This is a genomic window from Ruegeria sp. YTSA168, from assembly GCF_059610045.1.
Map to the genome: position 1 here is coordinate 351,645 of NZ_JBXWMW010000002.1, position 13,952 is coordinate 365,596.

13 protein-coding genes are annotated in these 13,952 nt (G+C 55.8%); 8 read left to right on the forward strand and 5 right to left on the reverse strand.

All coding sequences use genetic code 11. The features are described from left to right. Positions 1 to 36 precede the first annotated feature (36 nt). Entirely contained in the window at positions 37 to 450 is a 414-nt protein-coding gene (locus tag AC2FFE_RS05375; protein WP_496846085.1) for a CHAP domain-containing protein, read from the reverse strand. A 326-nt stretch (positions 451 to 776) separates the two neighbouring features. Continuing rightward, the gene (locus AC2FFE_RS05380) at positions 777 to 1,634 is read right to left on the reverse strand and encodes a MurR/RpiR family transcriptional regulator (protein ID WP_496817983.1); all 858 of its coding nucleotides are present in this window, start codon (positions 1,632 to 1,634) and stop codon (positions 777 to 779) included. A 155-nt stretch (positions 1,635 to 1,789) separates the two neighbouring features. Between AC2FFE_RS05380 and AC2FFE_RS05385 the strand changes: the two genes are divergently transcribed. The 7 genes from AC2FFE_RS05385 to AC2FFE_RS05415 are packed head-to-tail and all read left to right on the forward strand — an operon-like array spanning position 1,790 to position 9,477. Then, the gene (locus AC2FFE_RS05385; protein WP_496817982.1) at positions 1,790 to 2,560 is read left to right on the forward strand and encodes an N-formylglutamate amidohydrolase; all 771 of its coding nucleotides are present in this window, start codon (positions 1,790 to 1,792) and stop codon (positions 2,558 to 2,560) included. Then, the gene (locus AC2FFE_RS05390; RefSeq protein WP_496846086.1) at positions 2,557 to 3,126 is read left to right on the forward strand and encodes a TRAP transporter small permease subunit; all 570 of its coding nucleotides are present in this window, start codon (positions 2,557 to 2,559) and stop codon (positions 3,124 to 3,126) included. Before AC2FFE_RS05385 ends, AC2FFE_RS05390 begins: the two co-directional genes overlap by 4 nt. Beyond that, positions 3,123 to 4,448, forward strand: coding sequence for a TRAP transporter large permease (locus AC2FFE_RS05395; RefSeq protein WP_496846087.1), 1,326 nt, complete (start codon positions 3,123 to 3,125; stop codon positions 4,446 to 4,448). The genes AC2FFE_RS05390 and AC2FFE_RS05395 overlap by 4 nt, the downstream gene beginning before the upstream one ends. Before the next feature lie 53 nt (positions 4,449 to 4,501). Beyond that, positions 4,502 to 5,533: a TRAP transporter substrate-binding protein gene (locus AC2FFE_RS05400; RefSeq protein ID WP_496817980.1), complete on the forward strand. Its 1,032-nt coding sequence runs from the start codon at positions 4,502 to 4,504 to the stop codon at positions 5,531 to 5,533. A 57-nt stretch (positions 5,534 to 5,590) separates the two neighbouring features. Beyond that, positions 5,591 to 6,952 (forward strand): glutamine synthetase family protein, encoded by a 1,362-nt coding sequence (locus AC2FFE_RS05405; protein WP_496846088.1) that lies wholly within the window; start codon positions 5,591 to 5,593, stop codon positions 6,950 to 6,952. A gap of 3 nt (positions 6,953 to 6,955) precedes the next feature. Next, the gene (locus AC2FFE_RS05410) at positions 6,956 to 8,335 is read left to right on the forward strand and encodes an aldehyde dehydrogenase family protein (RefSeq protein WP_496846089.1); all 1,380 of its coding nucleotides are present in this window, start codon (positions 6,956 to 6,958) and stop codon (positions 8,333 to 8,335) included. Beyond that, positions 8,332 to 9,477: an iron-containing alcohol dehydrogenase gene (locus tag AC2FFE_RS05415; RefSeq protein WP_496817977.1), complete on the forward strand. Its 1,146-nt coding sequence runs from the start codon at positions 8,332 to 8,334 to the stop codon at positions 9,475 to 9,477. Before AC2FFE_RS05410 ends, AC2FFE_RS05415 begins: the two co-directional genes overlap by 4 nt. 30 nt (positions 9,478 to 9,507) lie before the next feature. Here AC2FFE_RS05415 and AC2FFE_RS05420 read toward each other — a convergent pair whose 3' ends face one another. Then, on the reverse strand, positions 9,508 to 9,966 hold the full coding sequence (locus tag AC2FFE_RS05420) for a MarR family winged helix-turn-helix transcriptional regulator (protein ID WP_496846090.1): 459 nt from the start codon (positions 9,964 to 9,966) through the stop codon (positions 9,508 to 9,510). 53 nt (positions 9,967 to 10,019) lie between these two features. Between AC2FFE_RS05420 and AC2FFE_RS05425 the strand changes: the two genes are divergently transcribed. Then, positions 10,020 to 11,489, forward strand: a complete 1,470-nt coding sequence (locus tag AC2FFE_RS05425; protein WP_496817975.1) for a multicopper oxidase domain-containing protein — start codon at positions 10,020 to 10,022, stop codon at positions 11,487 to 11,489. 47 nt (positions 11,490 to 11,536) lie between these two features. On the opposite strand, the gene AC2FFE_RS05430 is transcribed toward AC2FFE_RS05425, so the two are convergent. Further along, positions 11,537 to 12,616, reverse strand: coding sequence for an FAD-binding oxidoreductase (locus AC2FFE_RS05430; RefSeq protein WP_496846091.1), 1,080 nt, complete (start codon positions 12,614 to 12,616; stop codon positions 11,537 to 11,539). 5 nt (positions 12,617 to 12,621) lie between these two features. Continuing rightward, on the reverse strand, positions 12,622 to 13,827 hold the full coding sequence (locus tag AC2FFE_RS05435; protein WP_496846230.1) for an aromatic ring-hydroxylating oxygenase subunit alpha: 1,206 nt from the start codon (positions 13,825 to 13,827) through the stop codon (positions 12,622 to 12,624). Between the last annotated feature and the right edge of the window lie 125 nt (positions 13,828 to 13,952).

Consider the following 13,952-nt stretch of genomic DNA (forward strand, 5'->3'; position numbering starts at 1 on the left):
AGGCTGTCTGCAGTTTCGAAATTAGTGTGGACCAAACTACTCGTCAGCTTTCGGATATATGAATCCGTTTACCGGGTAGGGTTTGCCGTAGCGTCCGGGCTGGCTTTCGACCCGGACCAGCGTCCAGTCGTTATTCTTCGACACGTCCCGTACACCCATTTTCAACGACACTTTGTTACGGTGCCAATTGGCGTGATTTATGACAACCTGCCGATCATCAACGATCTCTGACACAACCGCGACATGGCCCAAAGACATTCCACGCGTGGCGCGAAATGACATCACCGCACCCACAGCTGGGTCCGCACCTCGGTCGTAAGTCTTGTGAGCCTTACCCCACCAATCCTTGGCATTGCCACGAATCTGGATACCGCTCAGGTTTCGCGCATAGGGAACGCACCACACTCTGTGTCCGAGCGCCTGTTTTCGTTCGACTTCTTGTAGAGCCATGAACTGACGTTCGGGATTGAGACCGCTATAAGGTGAGTTTTGAGAACAGGCTGATACCAGCACAACAAGCCCGAGCGCTGCAATTGCCCGAGTGGGAACGGACAGATACTGCCAGATTGTATTCATTTTCCGGGCGTTGTCCTGCACGAAACTTCATCACCTGTTTAGAATCTCTTAAGATTTCTGGGCGATCCGACCTGCAAAGAAAAGAGCTCTGCAAACCCTCTGGCGAAAATCTGCCAATGGTTTGCACAAAAGACGCACAAAAAGCCCATTTGACACGCGCGATGAGGCCTGCAAGTGGCCCGACACAATGCTCGGGCGCTTCAAAACTTCCGGAAGAACTTTGTACGGTCGAACATTTCCTCAAGCTCTTCCATACGGGCGCGGGTGGTGTCCCAGTTACGCTCCTGCACTTCGGCGATCACGATTTCGGATATCAACATGGTTGTCAGGTTGCTATCCCAGGCTGACGGCGCTGCAATCTGATTGCTGAACGCAACATGTGCCAGATCGGAAATTGGTGACATCCATTGATCCGTGAACAGGATAATCTGTGCCCCCCGCTCACGGGCAAGCTCGGCCAGTTTCAGCGTGCTGTTTTCGTATCGCCGCACATCAAAGATGACGACCACATCATCTTCGTCAAAATCCAGCGCATAGTGCGGCCAGGCATTTGAGTTTGACGCAATCAGGGTCACATCGGGCCGGATGACCTGAAAATGCAGAAAGAAGTAGTCTGCCAGTGTACGTGTAATCCGACCGCCGACGATAAAGACCTTTCGCTTCGTATCGCTTAGCATATCGCAGGCGGTGTCAAACGCAGCGGGGTCAATCTTGGCCATGGATTGGCCGATATTGTCGATGATGGCCTTGGTGAACCGGTTCAGCAAATGCGCGTCAGGCGCGTCATCAACCCATTTTTCGCGCTTAGTAAGCGGGCTGGAAATCTTTTCGTTCAGCTCATCCCGCAACCCGCGCTGAAACTCGGGAAAGCCCGCGAAACCAAGCTTCTGCACCAAGCGCGCAACTGTGGGGGTGGAAACCTTGGCCTCCTCCGCCAGTGAGGTGATAGTTCCAAGCCCGGACGCCGGATAGTTTCTGAGGATCACATCCCTCAATTGAAGTTCCGACCGGGTCAGGTCGCCGGTTTTATCCTGCAATCGTTCAGCGATGGTCTGCATGGTCACCCTGACTGGTTCTTCTGTCCATCGTATCTACAGCATTCGACATAGTCAAAATATTACCACTCATCCTCATCCTGTACGAATATTTACATAAACTTGTTGACAGAGGAAACGCTGTTGAAGAAAACTTTACAAAGAACGGGGGATTCTGATTGGAACAGCGCACCACAGATGCTGAGTTTGCACCGCGGGTCGAAAAACCCGAAGGGTCGTCATCTGTCCTATTGGTGTGTGAACATGCAAGCGCGCACATGCCATCTGAGTTTCACTCCCTCGGGCTGGATAAGAATGCGCTGCAAAGCCACATCGCTTGGGATCCCGGTGCCTTGCAGACCGCGCGATCAATGTCAGAGCGTCTGGACGCGCCTTTGGTTTACAGCACCGTCTCGCGACTGATCTACGATTGCAATCGCCCGCCTGAGGCAGCAAGCGCCATGCCCGAACGTAGCGAAGATACGTTAGTACCAGGGAACAAGGGAATGACTGCGGCGCAAAAACAGGCGCGTACCGCTCAGTTCTATCGCCCCTTCGAGGCGTTGTTGACCAGAACCTTGAATGCTCGTGATCATCACACGGCGATTGTGACCATCCACAGTTTCACACCGGTCTACAGGGGCCAGAGCAGATCAGTTGAAATCGGAATCCTGCACGACACAGACAGCCGATTGGCGGATGCGATGCTCGATGTGGCAACTGGGTATGATGTTCAGCGCAATGCGCCTTACGGACCGGCGGATGGCGTCACACATACGCTGCGGCATCATGCATTGCCCCGGGGTCTGATGAACGTCATGATCGAAATCCGAAATGATCTGATCGCAACACCCGAACAATGCGAACAGATGGGCAATGTGTTGGCGGATTGGCTGCGCGAAGCGATGAAAACCTGCTCGGAATCCTCGGTCGAGGGTGCCACGCGATGAAGCTTCTAAAGGCCTTTATCGCAGTGATCGACCGGCTGAACTACGGTATCGGCCGTGTGATCATGTTTGGCATCTTTGCCATGATGGCCGTCCTTTTGTGGTCGACCATCAGCAAGTTTTCTGACCAGCCATCACTCTGGACACTCGAAGTCGCTCAATTCGCCATGATTGCCTATTTTTTTCTGGGCGGGCCTTACGCCATCCAGATGGGCAGCCATGTGCGGATGGACTTGTTTTATGACAACTGGTCGCTTCGCCGAAAGGCCGCAACCGATGCGATCATGGTGCTTTGCCTGATCGCGTATCTGCTGGTTCTGCTGTGGGGTGGGATCAGTTCGACCGCGTATTCACTGGGCTACTGGGGCACCGAACCCCTCTCTTTCTTCGCGGGTCTTGTGACCGGCTCGGAAGAGGTTGGAACACTTGAACGCAGCCGCACGATCTGGCGCCCGTATCTGTGGCCCATCAAGACTGTGATGTGTGTCGGGATCATCCTGATGCTGCTGCAGGCCCTGTCGGAACTGGCCAAAGATATCTTGCGACTTAAGGGCGAAGAAATAGCATGAGTTACGAGTTCATTGCCCTGATGATGTTCGCCTCGATGATGGTGCTGCTGTTCAGCGGTCAGCGCGTCTTTGGCGCCATCGGATTTGTCGCGGTGATTGCTGCGTTGATGCTGTGGGGGGATCGCGGCGGGTTCGATATCGCCTTTTCGCAATCCATCAAGCTGATGCGCTGGTATCCGCTTTTGACCGTGCCGATGTTTGTGTTCATGGGCTATATCCTGTCGGAAAGCCGCATCGCCGATGACCTGTATCGGATGTTCCATGTCTGGATGGGCGGTCTGCGCGGTGGTCTGGCCATCGGAACCATCGGGCTGATGGTGCTGATTTCAGCTATGAACGGGCTATCGGTTGCCGGCATGGCCATCGGAGCCACCATTGCCCTGCCCGAGCTTCTGCGCCGCGGGTATGACAAACGCATGGTCACAGGCGTTGTTCAGGCCGGGTCGAGCCTTGGGATTCTGGTACCGCCCTCGGTTGTTTTGGTTCTTTATGCGATGATCGCACGACAGCCCGTCGGCCAGCTTTGGCTGGCCGGTGTGATCCCTGGCCTGATGATGGCCGCGATGTTTGTGATCTACATCGCCGTGCGGTGCCGCATGAACCCTGATCTTGGCCCGGTCCTATCAGAAGAAGAACGTGCGATGCCGCAGGTCGAAAAGTATCGCTTGCTGCTGTCCGGACTTCTACCGTTCGGGATTTTCTTTGCCATGATGATCCCCTTTGTAAATGGTTGGACCTCCCTCGTCGAAAGCTCAGCCATTGGTGCAATCACAGCCTTTGTTGCTGCGGTTCTGAAGGGGCGTATGAACTGGACGGTGTTTGAAACCTCGGTGCGCAACACTCTTGGGATAACCTGCATGTTCATGTGGATCATCCTCGCCGCCCTGGCCTTCGGCGCCGTGTTCGACGGGTTGGGTGCGGTCAAAGCCATCGAAAGCCTGTTCACCGAACGTCTGGGCCTATCACCCTGGATGATCCTGATCCTGATGCAGCTCAGCTTTATTCTGATGGGCACGTTTCTGGACGACACGGCGATGTTGGTGATTGTTGCGCCACTCTATATCCCGCTGGTAGGTGCGCTTGGGTTCGATCTGATCTGGTACGGCGTGCTGTATACGATCACCACACAGATCGCCTATATGACACCGCCCTTCGGGTATAATCTGTTCCTGATGCGGGCGATGTCGCCCCCGGGCATTACTCTGAATGATATCTATCGATCCATCATACCTTTTGTGGCGGTGATGGTGGGGGCGCTGACGATCATCATGATCTTCCCCCAGATCGCCCTTTGGCTACCACAAACAGTTTACGGAAATTAAGCGCCGACAAGAGCGCACTGCAAGATCGAGTGTAACTGAACAAGGAGGTTCACATGACCACAAGACGCAAGTTTATCAAAGGTGCCGCGGTCGCTGCACCTGCCGCGCTGGCCACTCCGGCTCTGGCGCAATCGACGATCACATGGCGGATGCAGACCTACGCGGGCGCTGCACTGGCAGCCGAGGTGGTGGTTCCCGCCATAGAGACCTTTAACAAAATTGCAGGCGATCGCATGCAGATCGAGCTGTTCTTTGCAGATCAGCTGGTCCCGACAGGTGAGCTGTTCCAGGCAATGCAGCGCGGTACGATTGACGCGGTGCAGTCTGATGATGACTCGATGGCCTCACCTACCGAAGTGACCGTGTTTGGCGGCTACTTCCCGTTTGGATCACGCTATTCCCTGGATGTGCCAGTTCTGTTCAACCAGTATGGCTTGAAAGAGATCTGGGACGAGGAATACTCGAAAGTCGGCGTAAAACATATCTCGGCCGGCGCCTGGGATCCGTGCCACTTTGCCACCAAGGACCCCATCCGCTCGCTCGAAGATCTCAAGGGCAAGCGGGTCTTTACCTTCCCAACCGCAGGCCGGTTCCTCAGCCAGTTTGGCGTCGTGCCAGTGACACTGCCATGGGAAGATATCGAAGTCGCGGTGCAAACCGGCGAACTTGACGGCATCGCCTGGTCTGGCATCACCGAGGACTACACCGTTGGCTGGGCCGATGTGACCAATTACTTCCTGACCAACAACATCTCAGGCGCGTGGATCGGCCACTTCTTCGCCAATATGGACCGCTGGAACGAGTTGCCCGAAGACCTGCAAGCCTTGCTTGCTGTCTGCATGGAGCAAAGCCACTACTACCGCCAGTGGTGGTATTGGGGTGGCGAGGCCAACCTGCGGGTCAACGGCACCAAGATGCAGCTCACCTCGATCCCCGATGAGGAATGGGCGCAGGTCGAAAACGCGGCTGTCGAATTCTGGGATGAGATTGCCGCCGAAAGCCCGACCAAGGCCAAGATCGTTGACATTTTCCGCCAGTATAACGCGGATATGCAAAAAGCCGGACGCCCCTATCGCTACGGCTGAACCAACCGGCGCCCCGACAAGTTCGGGGCGCTGCCTGCCCTATTCAAGGATTGCCAAATGACCTCTCCGCTCACCTTTGATGCACTGAAAGAACAGGCCGCTTCGGGCGCGATTGACACTGTTCTTGTGTGTTTTGTCGATATGCAAGGCCGGCTCATGGGCAAACGGTTCCATGTGTCGAACTTCCTTGAAAGCGGCCATGAGGAAACACATTGCTGCAACTACCTTTTGGCCACTGATCTTGAGATGGCGACCCCAGATGGCTACGCCTCGACCAGTTGGAGCCAGGGGTATGGCGATTATGTGATGAAGCCAGACCTGACGACGCTACGGCCTTTGCCGTGGCTGGAAGGAACGGCAATGGTTCTGTGTGATGTTATGGATCACCACAGCCACGCACCGGTGTCACACGCACCCCGACAGGTTTTGAAACAACAAATCGCCCGCGCTGAAAGCATGGGTCTTACCCCCAAAATGGCCACGGAGCTTGAGTTTTTTATCTTCAAAAAACCGCTCGATGAGATGCGCGCTGAATGCTATCGCGATCTAACCACTCTGGGGCCGTATAACGAGGACTACCACATCCTTCAGACCACCAAGGAAGAACATGTGATGCGCCCCCTACGCAATCACTTGTATGCCGCTGGAATTCCTATCGAAAACTCCAAAGGTGAGGCCGAGGTTGGTCAGGAAGAACTGAACATCAAATACGCTGAGGCACTGCTTTGCGCTGATCACCACACGATTGCGAAACACGCCACGAAAGAGATCGCGTGGCAACAGGGTCATTCCGCCAGTTTCCTGCCCAAATGGCATCAGGATCGGGTTGGAAGTGCCTCGCATGTGCACATGTCGCTTTGGCAAGGCGCTGAGAACGCTTTCCAGGGGGATGGCGCGCACGGGATGTCTGACCTGATGCGGCATTTCATGGCCGGGCTGATCGCCTATGCGCCAGATTGTACTTACTTCTTCGCGCCGTACATCAATTCATACAAGCGTTTTGCAAAGGGTACATTTGCACCGACCAAAACCGCCTGGTCTGTCGACAACCGCACCGCCGGTTTCCGGCTCTGTGGGGCAGATACCAAGGCCGTCCGGGTCGAATGCCGCATCCCAGGATCGGACATTAACCCCTATCTGACCCAAGCTGCGCTTTTGGCTGCCGGGCTAAAGGGGATTGAAGACAAGCTGACACTGGCCGATGCGGCCACAGGTGACATGTACGAGGATGACAGCGTTCCTGAAATCCCTCGCACTTTGCGGGCGGCCACCGAAACCTTGCGCGGTTCTACGATGCTGCGCGGGGCAATGGGCGATGATGTGATCGATCACTACACTCGCGCGGCTGAATGGGAACAGGAAGAGTTTGACCGCATCGTCACTGACTGGGAAATCGCCCGCGGTTTTGAAAAGGCCTGACAGATGAGCAAGATCACCTGTACCTCCCCCATTGACGGCTCGGTCTATGCTGAACGGGCGTGTTTATCCGCTGACGCAGCACGGGATGTCATTTCGCGGGCCAAGGCGGCACAACGCGATTGGGCTGCGCTGCCTTTGCAAGATCGCATCGCCTATGTGAACAAAGCCGTTGCCTATATCGGTGAAACCACGGATCGCATGGTCACGGAACTGGCGCATCAAATGGGCCGCCCAGTACGCTATGGTGGTGAGTTCGGCGGCTTCGAAGAACGCGCCCGTTACATGGCTTCGATCGCCGCAGACGCGCTGGCCCCGATTGTGGTCGAAGACTCAGATGATTTCCTGCGCAAGATCGAGCGGGAACCGCAGGGCGTTGTCTTTGTCTTGGCCCCCTGGAACTATCCCTACATGACCGCGATCAACACGATTGCACCCGCGCTGATCGCTGGCAATGCGGTGGTTCTGAAACACGCATCACAAACCATTCTGGTTGGGGAACATCTGGCCGAGGCCTTCGCGGCCGCTGGCCTGCCCGACGGGGTGTTCACCAATATCGTGTTGGATCATGACACAACCTCGACCCTGATCGCCGAGGGTCATTTCGGATTGGTCAACTTCACCGGCTCAGTGGGCGGAGGCCGCGCGATGGAACGTGCCGCTGCAGGGACGTTCACAGCGGTTTCAACCGAATTGGGCGGTAAAGACCCCGGATATGTGGGCGCCGATGCGGATTTGGATGCGGCAGTTGAGACGCTGATTGATGGGGCGATGTTTAACTCGGGCCAATGCTGTTGTGGGATCGAACGAATATATGTTCATCACAGCCTGTTTGACGCATTCGTCGAAAAGGCGGTCGCGTTGGTGAAAACCTATGTGCTGGGTGATCCGCTTGACCCTTCAACTACTCTCGGGCCGATGGCGCATATACGGTTTGCACAAGAAGCGCGCGCCCAGATCGATGAGGCGATTGCAGCAGGTGCTACAGCGCATATCCCAACCATGCCCGCCGATGATGGGGGCGCCTATTTGACCCCGCAAATCCTAACGGATGTAACCCATGACATGCGGATCATGCGAGATGAGACCTTTGGACCGGCGGTGGGTATCATGCCCGTGCAAGACGACGCTGAGGCCATTCGTCTGATGAATGACAGCCAGTTCGGCCTGACCTGCTCGCTCTGGACCCGCGATGCAGATGCGGCAGAGGCGATTGGTCGCCAATTGGAAACCGGCACCGTATTCATGAACCGTTGCGACTATCTGGACCCCGCCCTGTGCTGGACCGGATGTAAAGACACCGGGCGTGGTGCTGGCCTGTCAACTCTCGGCTTTCAAGCTGTAACCCGCCCCAAATCCTACCATCTGAAGAAGCTGAAATCATGACCCAAACCGCCAATTGGAGCTACCCCAACCCCATCCGCTTTGGTGCTGGCCGCATCGCCGAGATTGGCGAGGCCTGCGCAGCGGCAGGGATCGCGAAACCCCTGCTTATCACTGATCGGGGCCTTGCCGAGAATGAGATCACCAAGCGGACCCTGGCACTGATGGAAAGCGCCGGGCTGGGATCGGGACTTTTCGCCGAAGTTGACGCCAACCCCTCAGATCTAAATGCCGAGGCTGGTGTCGCAGCCTACAATGCAGGTGGTTATGACGGGGTGATCGCCTTTGGCGGTGGATCGGGCCTTGATCTGGCCAAAACCGTTGCCTTCATGGCAGGTCAGACGCGCCCTATCTGGGATTTCGAAGATATCGGCGATTGGTGGACCCGCGCGGATGCAGATGCCATTGCACCGGTTGTGGCCGTTCCCACCACGGCAGGCACCGGGTCCGAAGTCGGCCGAGCCAGCGTGATCACGAATTCAGAAAGCCACGAAAAGAAAATCATCTTCCATCCCAAGATGCTGCCTGCTCAGGTCATCATGGACCCGGAACTGACAGTAGGTATGCCCAGATTCATCACCGCAGGGACGGGGCTGGATGCCTTCGCCCATTGTGTCGAGGCCTATTCCAGCCCGCATTACCATCCGATGAGCCAAGGCATCGCGTTGGAGGGGATGCGACTGGTCAAAGAGTATTTGCCCCGTGCCTACGCAGACGGCAGCGATCTGGAGGCACGCGGTCAGATGATGAGCGCGGCCGCCATGGGCGCGACAGCGTTTCAGAAAGGATTGGGAGCGATCCATGCGCTCAGCCATCCCGTAGGCGCAGTTCATCATACCCACCACGGCACGACCAATGCAGTGTTCATGCCCGCCGTTTTGAAGTTCAACGCCGATGCTATCCACACACGATTTGATCAGGCGGCGGCTTATCTGGGAATTGAGGGCGGCTTTGACGGGTTCTGCGCTTTTGTCGATGGCTTCAATGCGTCATTCAACATTCCGCGCACTCTCACCGAACTGGGCGTAAAAGACCCGGATTTCGATGCGCTGACAGAGGCCGCTTTGCGCGACCCAAGCGTAGGCGGTAATCCCATCCCACTCACTGCACGAGATATCCGAGGCTTGTTCGAAGCGACCAGATAAGACGCAGTCTTTAGGTCGGAATAGCCGACCCTAAGTCTGGGTGGTTACAACAAGGTCCTTTAGCAAAGCGCGCAGATGCTCTTTGCTATCGGCCCCCAAGGTATCGGCGATTTCCGCCTCAATCCCTCTGATCTGATCTGCGGCGCATTTGCGCCAGCGGTGACCTTTTTCCGTTATTGTCACCACTTTGTCGCGCTTACTGTCAGGCCCCGTGTCAACGGTAACCATGCCATGTGCGACCAACCGGTCAACCGCCTGCTGTGCAGCCTGACGAGAAAACCCCATCTCTCGATGAATGACAGATAGTTTAGCCGTGCGCCCGCGCAGCTGGGCAAAGACCTGCATATCTGCGGGCCGTATCGCGGCAAACTCCGTCTGTGCCCGCGCATCATCCATGCGCGCGTTCCAATGGGCGATCAAAGTCATCATCATGCCTTTGATGTTTTGGTCCAGAAAGTCATTGTCGCGTTTATCAATCAAGGTTGACAATTTGTCCTCACACCTATTTCATCAATCTTAGTTGATATTGATTGGTGACTTCAATGGATCGCAGAACATTTCTGAAAACGTCTGGGGCAACTGCCTTGGCTGCAGGCGGCGGCATTGCCTGGGCCCAATCTGCCCCGCGCGCCCTGCCGCTAGTTCCAATGACGGACCTTACAAACGGGATCGAAGAGCGTATTGCGCTGACGCTGAACCCATCGACGCATGACTTTGGCACTGGTGCACAAAGCGCGACTTTCGGGATAAATAACAGCTACCTCGGTCCGGTTCTTAAGGTTAAACAAGGCCAAACGCTGCCCTTTGACGTAGTTAACAACATAGGTGACATGTCGACCCTTCATTGGCACGGGCTGCATATTCCGGGAGGTGTGGATGGCGGACCACATCAAGAGATCGCGCATGGCAGCGTCTGGTCGCCGGATGTGCCGATTGTTCAACACGCTTCGATGAACTGGTTTCATTCTCATATGCATGGCAAAACCGCACGCCAGACCTATCAAGGGCTTGCCGGTGTCCTGTTGGTCGAAGACGACGGTAGCCTTTCAGCCGATTTGCCGCAGACCTATGGGGTGGATGATTTCACGCTGATCCTTCAGGACAAGATGTTCGATGCAAATGGACGCATGAGCTACAATGTGTCTGCTGCCGTGTTTGAGGATGGCTTTGAAGGCGATACTCTTATCGTCAACGGCACCATCACACCCGTCGCGCAAGCGGTTCCGACCGGCCTTGTGCGGCTTCGCATTCTGAATGCCTGCAACGCGCGTTTCCTTGGACTGTCAATGGAAACCGGGCCAATCACGGTGATCGCATCGGACGGAGGGTTTCTGCCCGCACCCGTCGAGGCGGAAAGCATCCTGATGTCGCCTGGTGAAAGGTATGAGGTTCTTGTGGATATGAGCGCGCTTGAGGCGAACGCCTTAAATGTCAATCTGAACGGGAACGGTGGTGGGTTCTTTGCCAACCTTTTTGGAGGGAACCAAACAGTGACCGCTTTGCGGTTGGCGAGAACCGCACAAACCGGTTTCACCGGGTCAATGCCGACCAGACTGGCCAATCTTACCCCTGCCCAACCCTCTGATGCGAAAGTCACGCGATCTTTTGAGTTGAACATGAATGTCGGGGCCGATCTTGCGGCACTTGCGCTGGCTTGGGACAATTTCTGCGGCGATGCCGGAGCGATGGCCATAAACGGGCTACCAATGAAAATGGACCGGATTGATGAGACGGTCAGAAAAGGCGATACCGAAATCTGGCGTATCTCAGTTGATGATCAACTGCACCCCTTTCACATCCACGGCTGTTCTTTCCGCATTCTCTCGCAAAACGGAGGCCCCGCGCCCACCTATGCGCAAGGCTGGAAAGATATGGTCCATATCGAAGATGGCTGGTCCGAAGTTCTGGTGCGGTTCGACCATGATGCGCCTTCTGACGCGCCCTATATGTATCACTGCCACATCCTAGAACATGAAGATTGCGGCATGATGGGGCAGTTCACCGTTTCATAGTAGGATCAAACAAACCGCCCTGGGCGCATTCCGGGGCGGTTTTGAGACTAAACCTCCACCTCAACCTTACCGATCGGGTTGGAACAGCAGGCAAGAATATAACCGGCTTCGATATCGTCTTCGGATATTCCGCCATTGTGGACCATATGCACCTCACCTGCGGTTTTTCTGACCTTGCAAGTCCCGCAAACGCCGAACGTACAGCCAGAGGGGATGTTCAACCCAACCGACCGTGCAGCGGCCAGAACCGTGTCGGTTTCGGCAACTTTGGTGGTGACACCCGAGCTTGCGAACAGGATCTCAGCCTTACTGTCATCATCAGGGACCACATCGTCCAGTTCTGGCTGATCGGCCTCGGATTCAATCGGCGCGCCAAAGCTTTCCTGATGGTAGTTGTCCATGTCATAACCCAGCCCGACCAGTGCCTCGCGAACCGCCTGCATAAAAGGTTCCGGGCCGCAGCAATAGACCTCACGCTCGAGATAGTCAGGCGCCATCAGGCCCAGCATCAACTGGTTGAACTGCCCCTGATACCCCGTCCACGGACGATAACGATCTGCTTCTTCAACGACAAATTTCAAATCCAGTCCCGGGGTCCGGCTGGCCATGTGTTCCAGCCGCTGACGAAAGATGATCTCGGACGGTCGCTTGGCGCAGTTGATAAAGACAATATCCAGATCACGCCCCTCATCCCACATGCAGGTGGTCATCGACATCATCGGCGTGATGCCGGACCCGGCAGAGATGAACAGGTATTTGCCTGCCGTGCTTTGAACATTCGAAAACAGCCCGGCAGGCCCGATGGCTTTGATCCGCATGCCGGGTTGTAGGTTGTCCAACATCCAGCGCGTGCCGATGCTGTCTGGCTGGGCCTTGGCGGTGATCGTGATCGACCGTGGCCGCGAGGGAGAAGAAGAGATCGTGTAGGTGCGATGCACAACCCCACCCGGTTGTCCTGGAGCCGGGATTTCCAAAGTCAGGAACTGTCCGGGGTGGTACGCAAACATCGACCCAGACGGGGCGCGAAAAGTGAAACTGGCCGTATTTACCATCTCGGGGACGACTGACACACATTCCAGTGTTTCGGCATCCTGCCAGATACTCGCAACAGTGTTGAGATCTTTCATCACCGCTACTCCGCCGCCACTGTTTCGGGGGCCAAGCGACCAACCAGCGTGTTGCAATACCAATCCACGAATTGCAGCACACCAGATTCCTGCGTCGGCGAATACGGGCCAGGCACATAGACCGGGCTGTTGATACCCAGTTGATTATCCTCGACCACCTGACGGTCTTCGTCATTGGTGGCAATCCAGACCTCGGTCAGACGTTTCAGATCGTAATCGATCCCTTCGACGGCATCCTTGTGAACCAGCCATTTGGTTGTGACCTCGGTCTCAGTCGGGCTGATTGGTGTGACCCGGAACACGATGGAATGATCAGCCAGAAAGTGGTTCCAGGTGGTTGGATAGTGGAATTTCAACAATGCACCTGCATCCGCAAAGGGCGATCGGCCCAGCCAGCGCCGCACAGCGGATTTCCCATCCATTGTATAGCTTTGCGCCCCTTCCTTCAGAGGCATCCGAGCCATACGGAATTGCCCGCCTTCATGCAGGTGGAATTGCGAGGGCATCCCGGCGGCTTCGCATCTGTCAAAATGGGCTTGCATGTGTAGCGGCGTCTCACCCCCTTCGATTCCAGTGACTGCAGGATCATCAGGGAAGGTGCGGCACAGCGCGGGATGGTTGCCACCGCAGTGGTAACACTCGCGGTTATTCTCCCAAACCAGCTTCCAGTTGCCGTTCTCAATGATTGAACTTTCAAAAGCCACTTTGGCGTTGCCCAAATCATGCGGCTCAAGATAGGGGCGTGCGGTATTGGCGAACATGTCGAAATCTGGGGGGTTATCAGCCAGACAGATGTAAACCAACCCGGCAAGCTCACGGCAATGCACTGTCATCAGACCGTGCTGTTTGGGATCGAAATCCGACCCCATATCACGCGCCCACAGCAATGAGCCATCAAGCTCATAGGTCCATTGGTGGTAGGGGCACACCAGTTTGGGTGCATTGCCTTTTGCAGCCTTGCAGATGATCGAACCACGATGGCGGCAGGTGTTGTGAAACGCCCTTACGTGGTTGTCTGCACCACGTACAATGATCACGCGATAGGCACCCACGGTATAGGTAACATAATCCCCTGCTTTCGCCAGTTCACAAGCCGGAATGGCAAACAGCCAGTCGCGATAGTGGATGGCTTCAAGATCGGCCTGAAAAACCTGAGGATCGGTGTAAAAGGCCTGCTCGAGCGCGTGGCCGGGGATGCGACGTGCCAACAGGCTTTTTGAATGCTGTTCATTTCTGGCTCTCCTGCCGCGCCCCGCGGCATTGCTTGGGCAGATGACAAGGAGGAACCGTCCGGAAGCGCGCGAGGAACACGTCCGAAACATGTGCCCCCACCGCC

Excerpts from the sequence above, each read along its gene's own strand:
- AC2FFE_RS05375 (WP_496846085.1), bottom strand. The coding sequence starts at position 450 with ATGGCTCTACAAGAAGTCGAACGAAAACAGGCGCTCGGACACAGAGTG.
- AC2FFE_RS05380 (WP_496817983.1), bottom strand. The coding sequence starts at position 1,634 with ATGCAGACCATCGCTGAACGATTGCAGGATAAAACCGGCGACCTGACC.
- AC2FFE_RS05390 (WP_496846086.1), top strand. The coding sequence starts at position 2,557 with ATGAAGCTTCTAAAGGCCTTTATCGCAGTGATCGACCGGCTGAACTAC.
- AC2FFE_RS05395 (WP_496846087.1), top strand. The coding sequence starts at position 3,123 with ATGAGTTACGAGTTCATTGCCCTGATGATGTTCGCCTCGATGATGGTG.
- AC2FFE_RS05400 (WP_496817980.1), top strand. The coding sequence starts at position 4,502 with ATGACCACAAGACGCAAGTTTATCAAAGGTGCCGCGGTCGCTGCACCT.
- AC2FFE_RS05405 (WP_496846088.1), top strand. The coding sequence starts at position 5,591 with ATGACCTCTCCGCTCACCTTTGATGCACTGAAAGAACAGGCCGCTTCG.
- AC2FFE_RS05410 (WP_496846089.1), top strand. The coding sequence starts at position 6,956 with ATGAGCAAGATCACCTGTACCTCCCCCATTGACGGCTCGGTCTATGCT.
- AC2FFE_RS05415 (WP_496817977.1), top strand. The coding sequence starts at position 8,332 with ATGACCCAAACCGCCAATTGGAGCTACCCCAACCCCATCCGCTTTGGT.
- AC2FFE_RS05425 (WP_496817975.1), top strand. The coding sequence starts at position 10,020 with ATGGATCGCAGAACATTTCTGAAAACGTCTGGGGCAACTGCCTTGGCT.
- AC2FFE_RS05430 (WP_496846091.1), bottom strand. The coding sequence starts at position 12,616 with ATGAAAGATCTCAACACTGTTGCGAGTATCTGGCAGGATGCCGAAACA.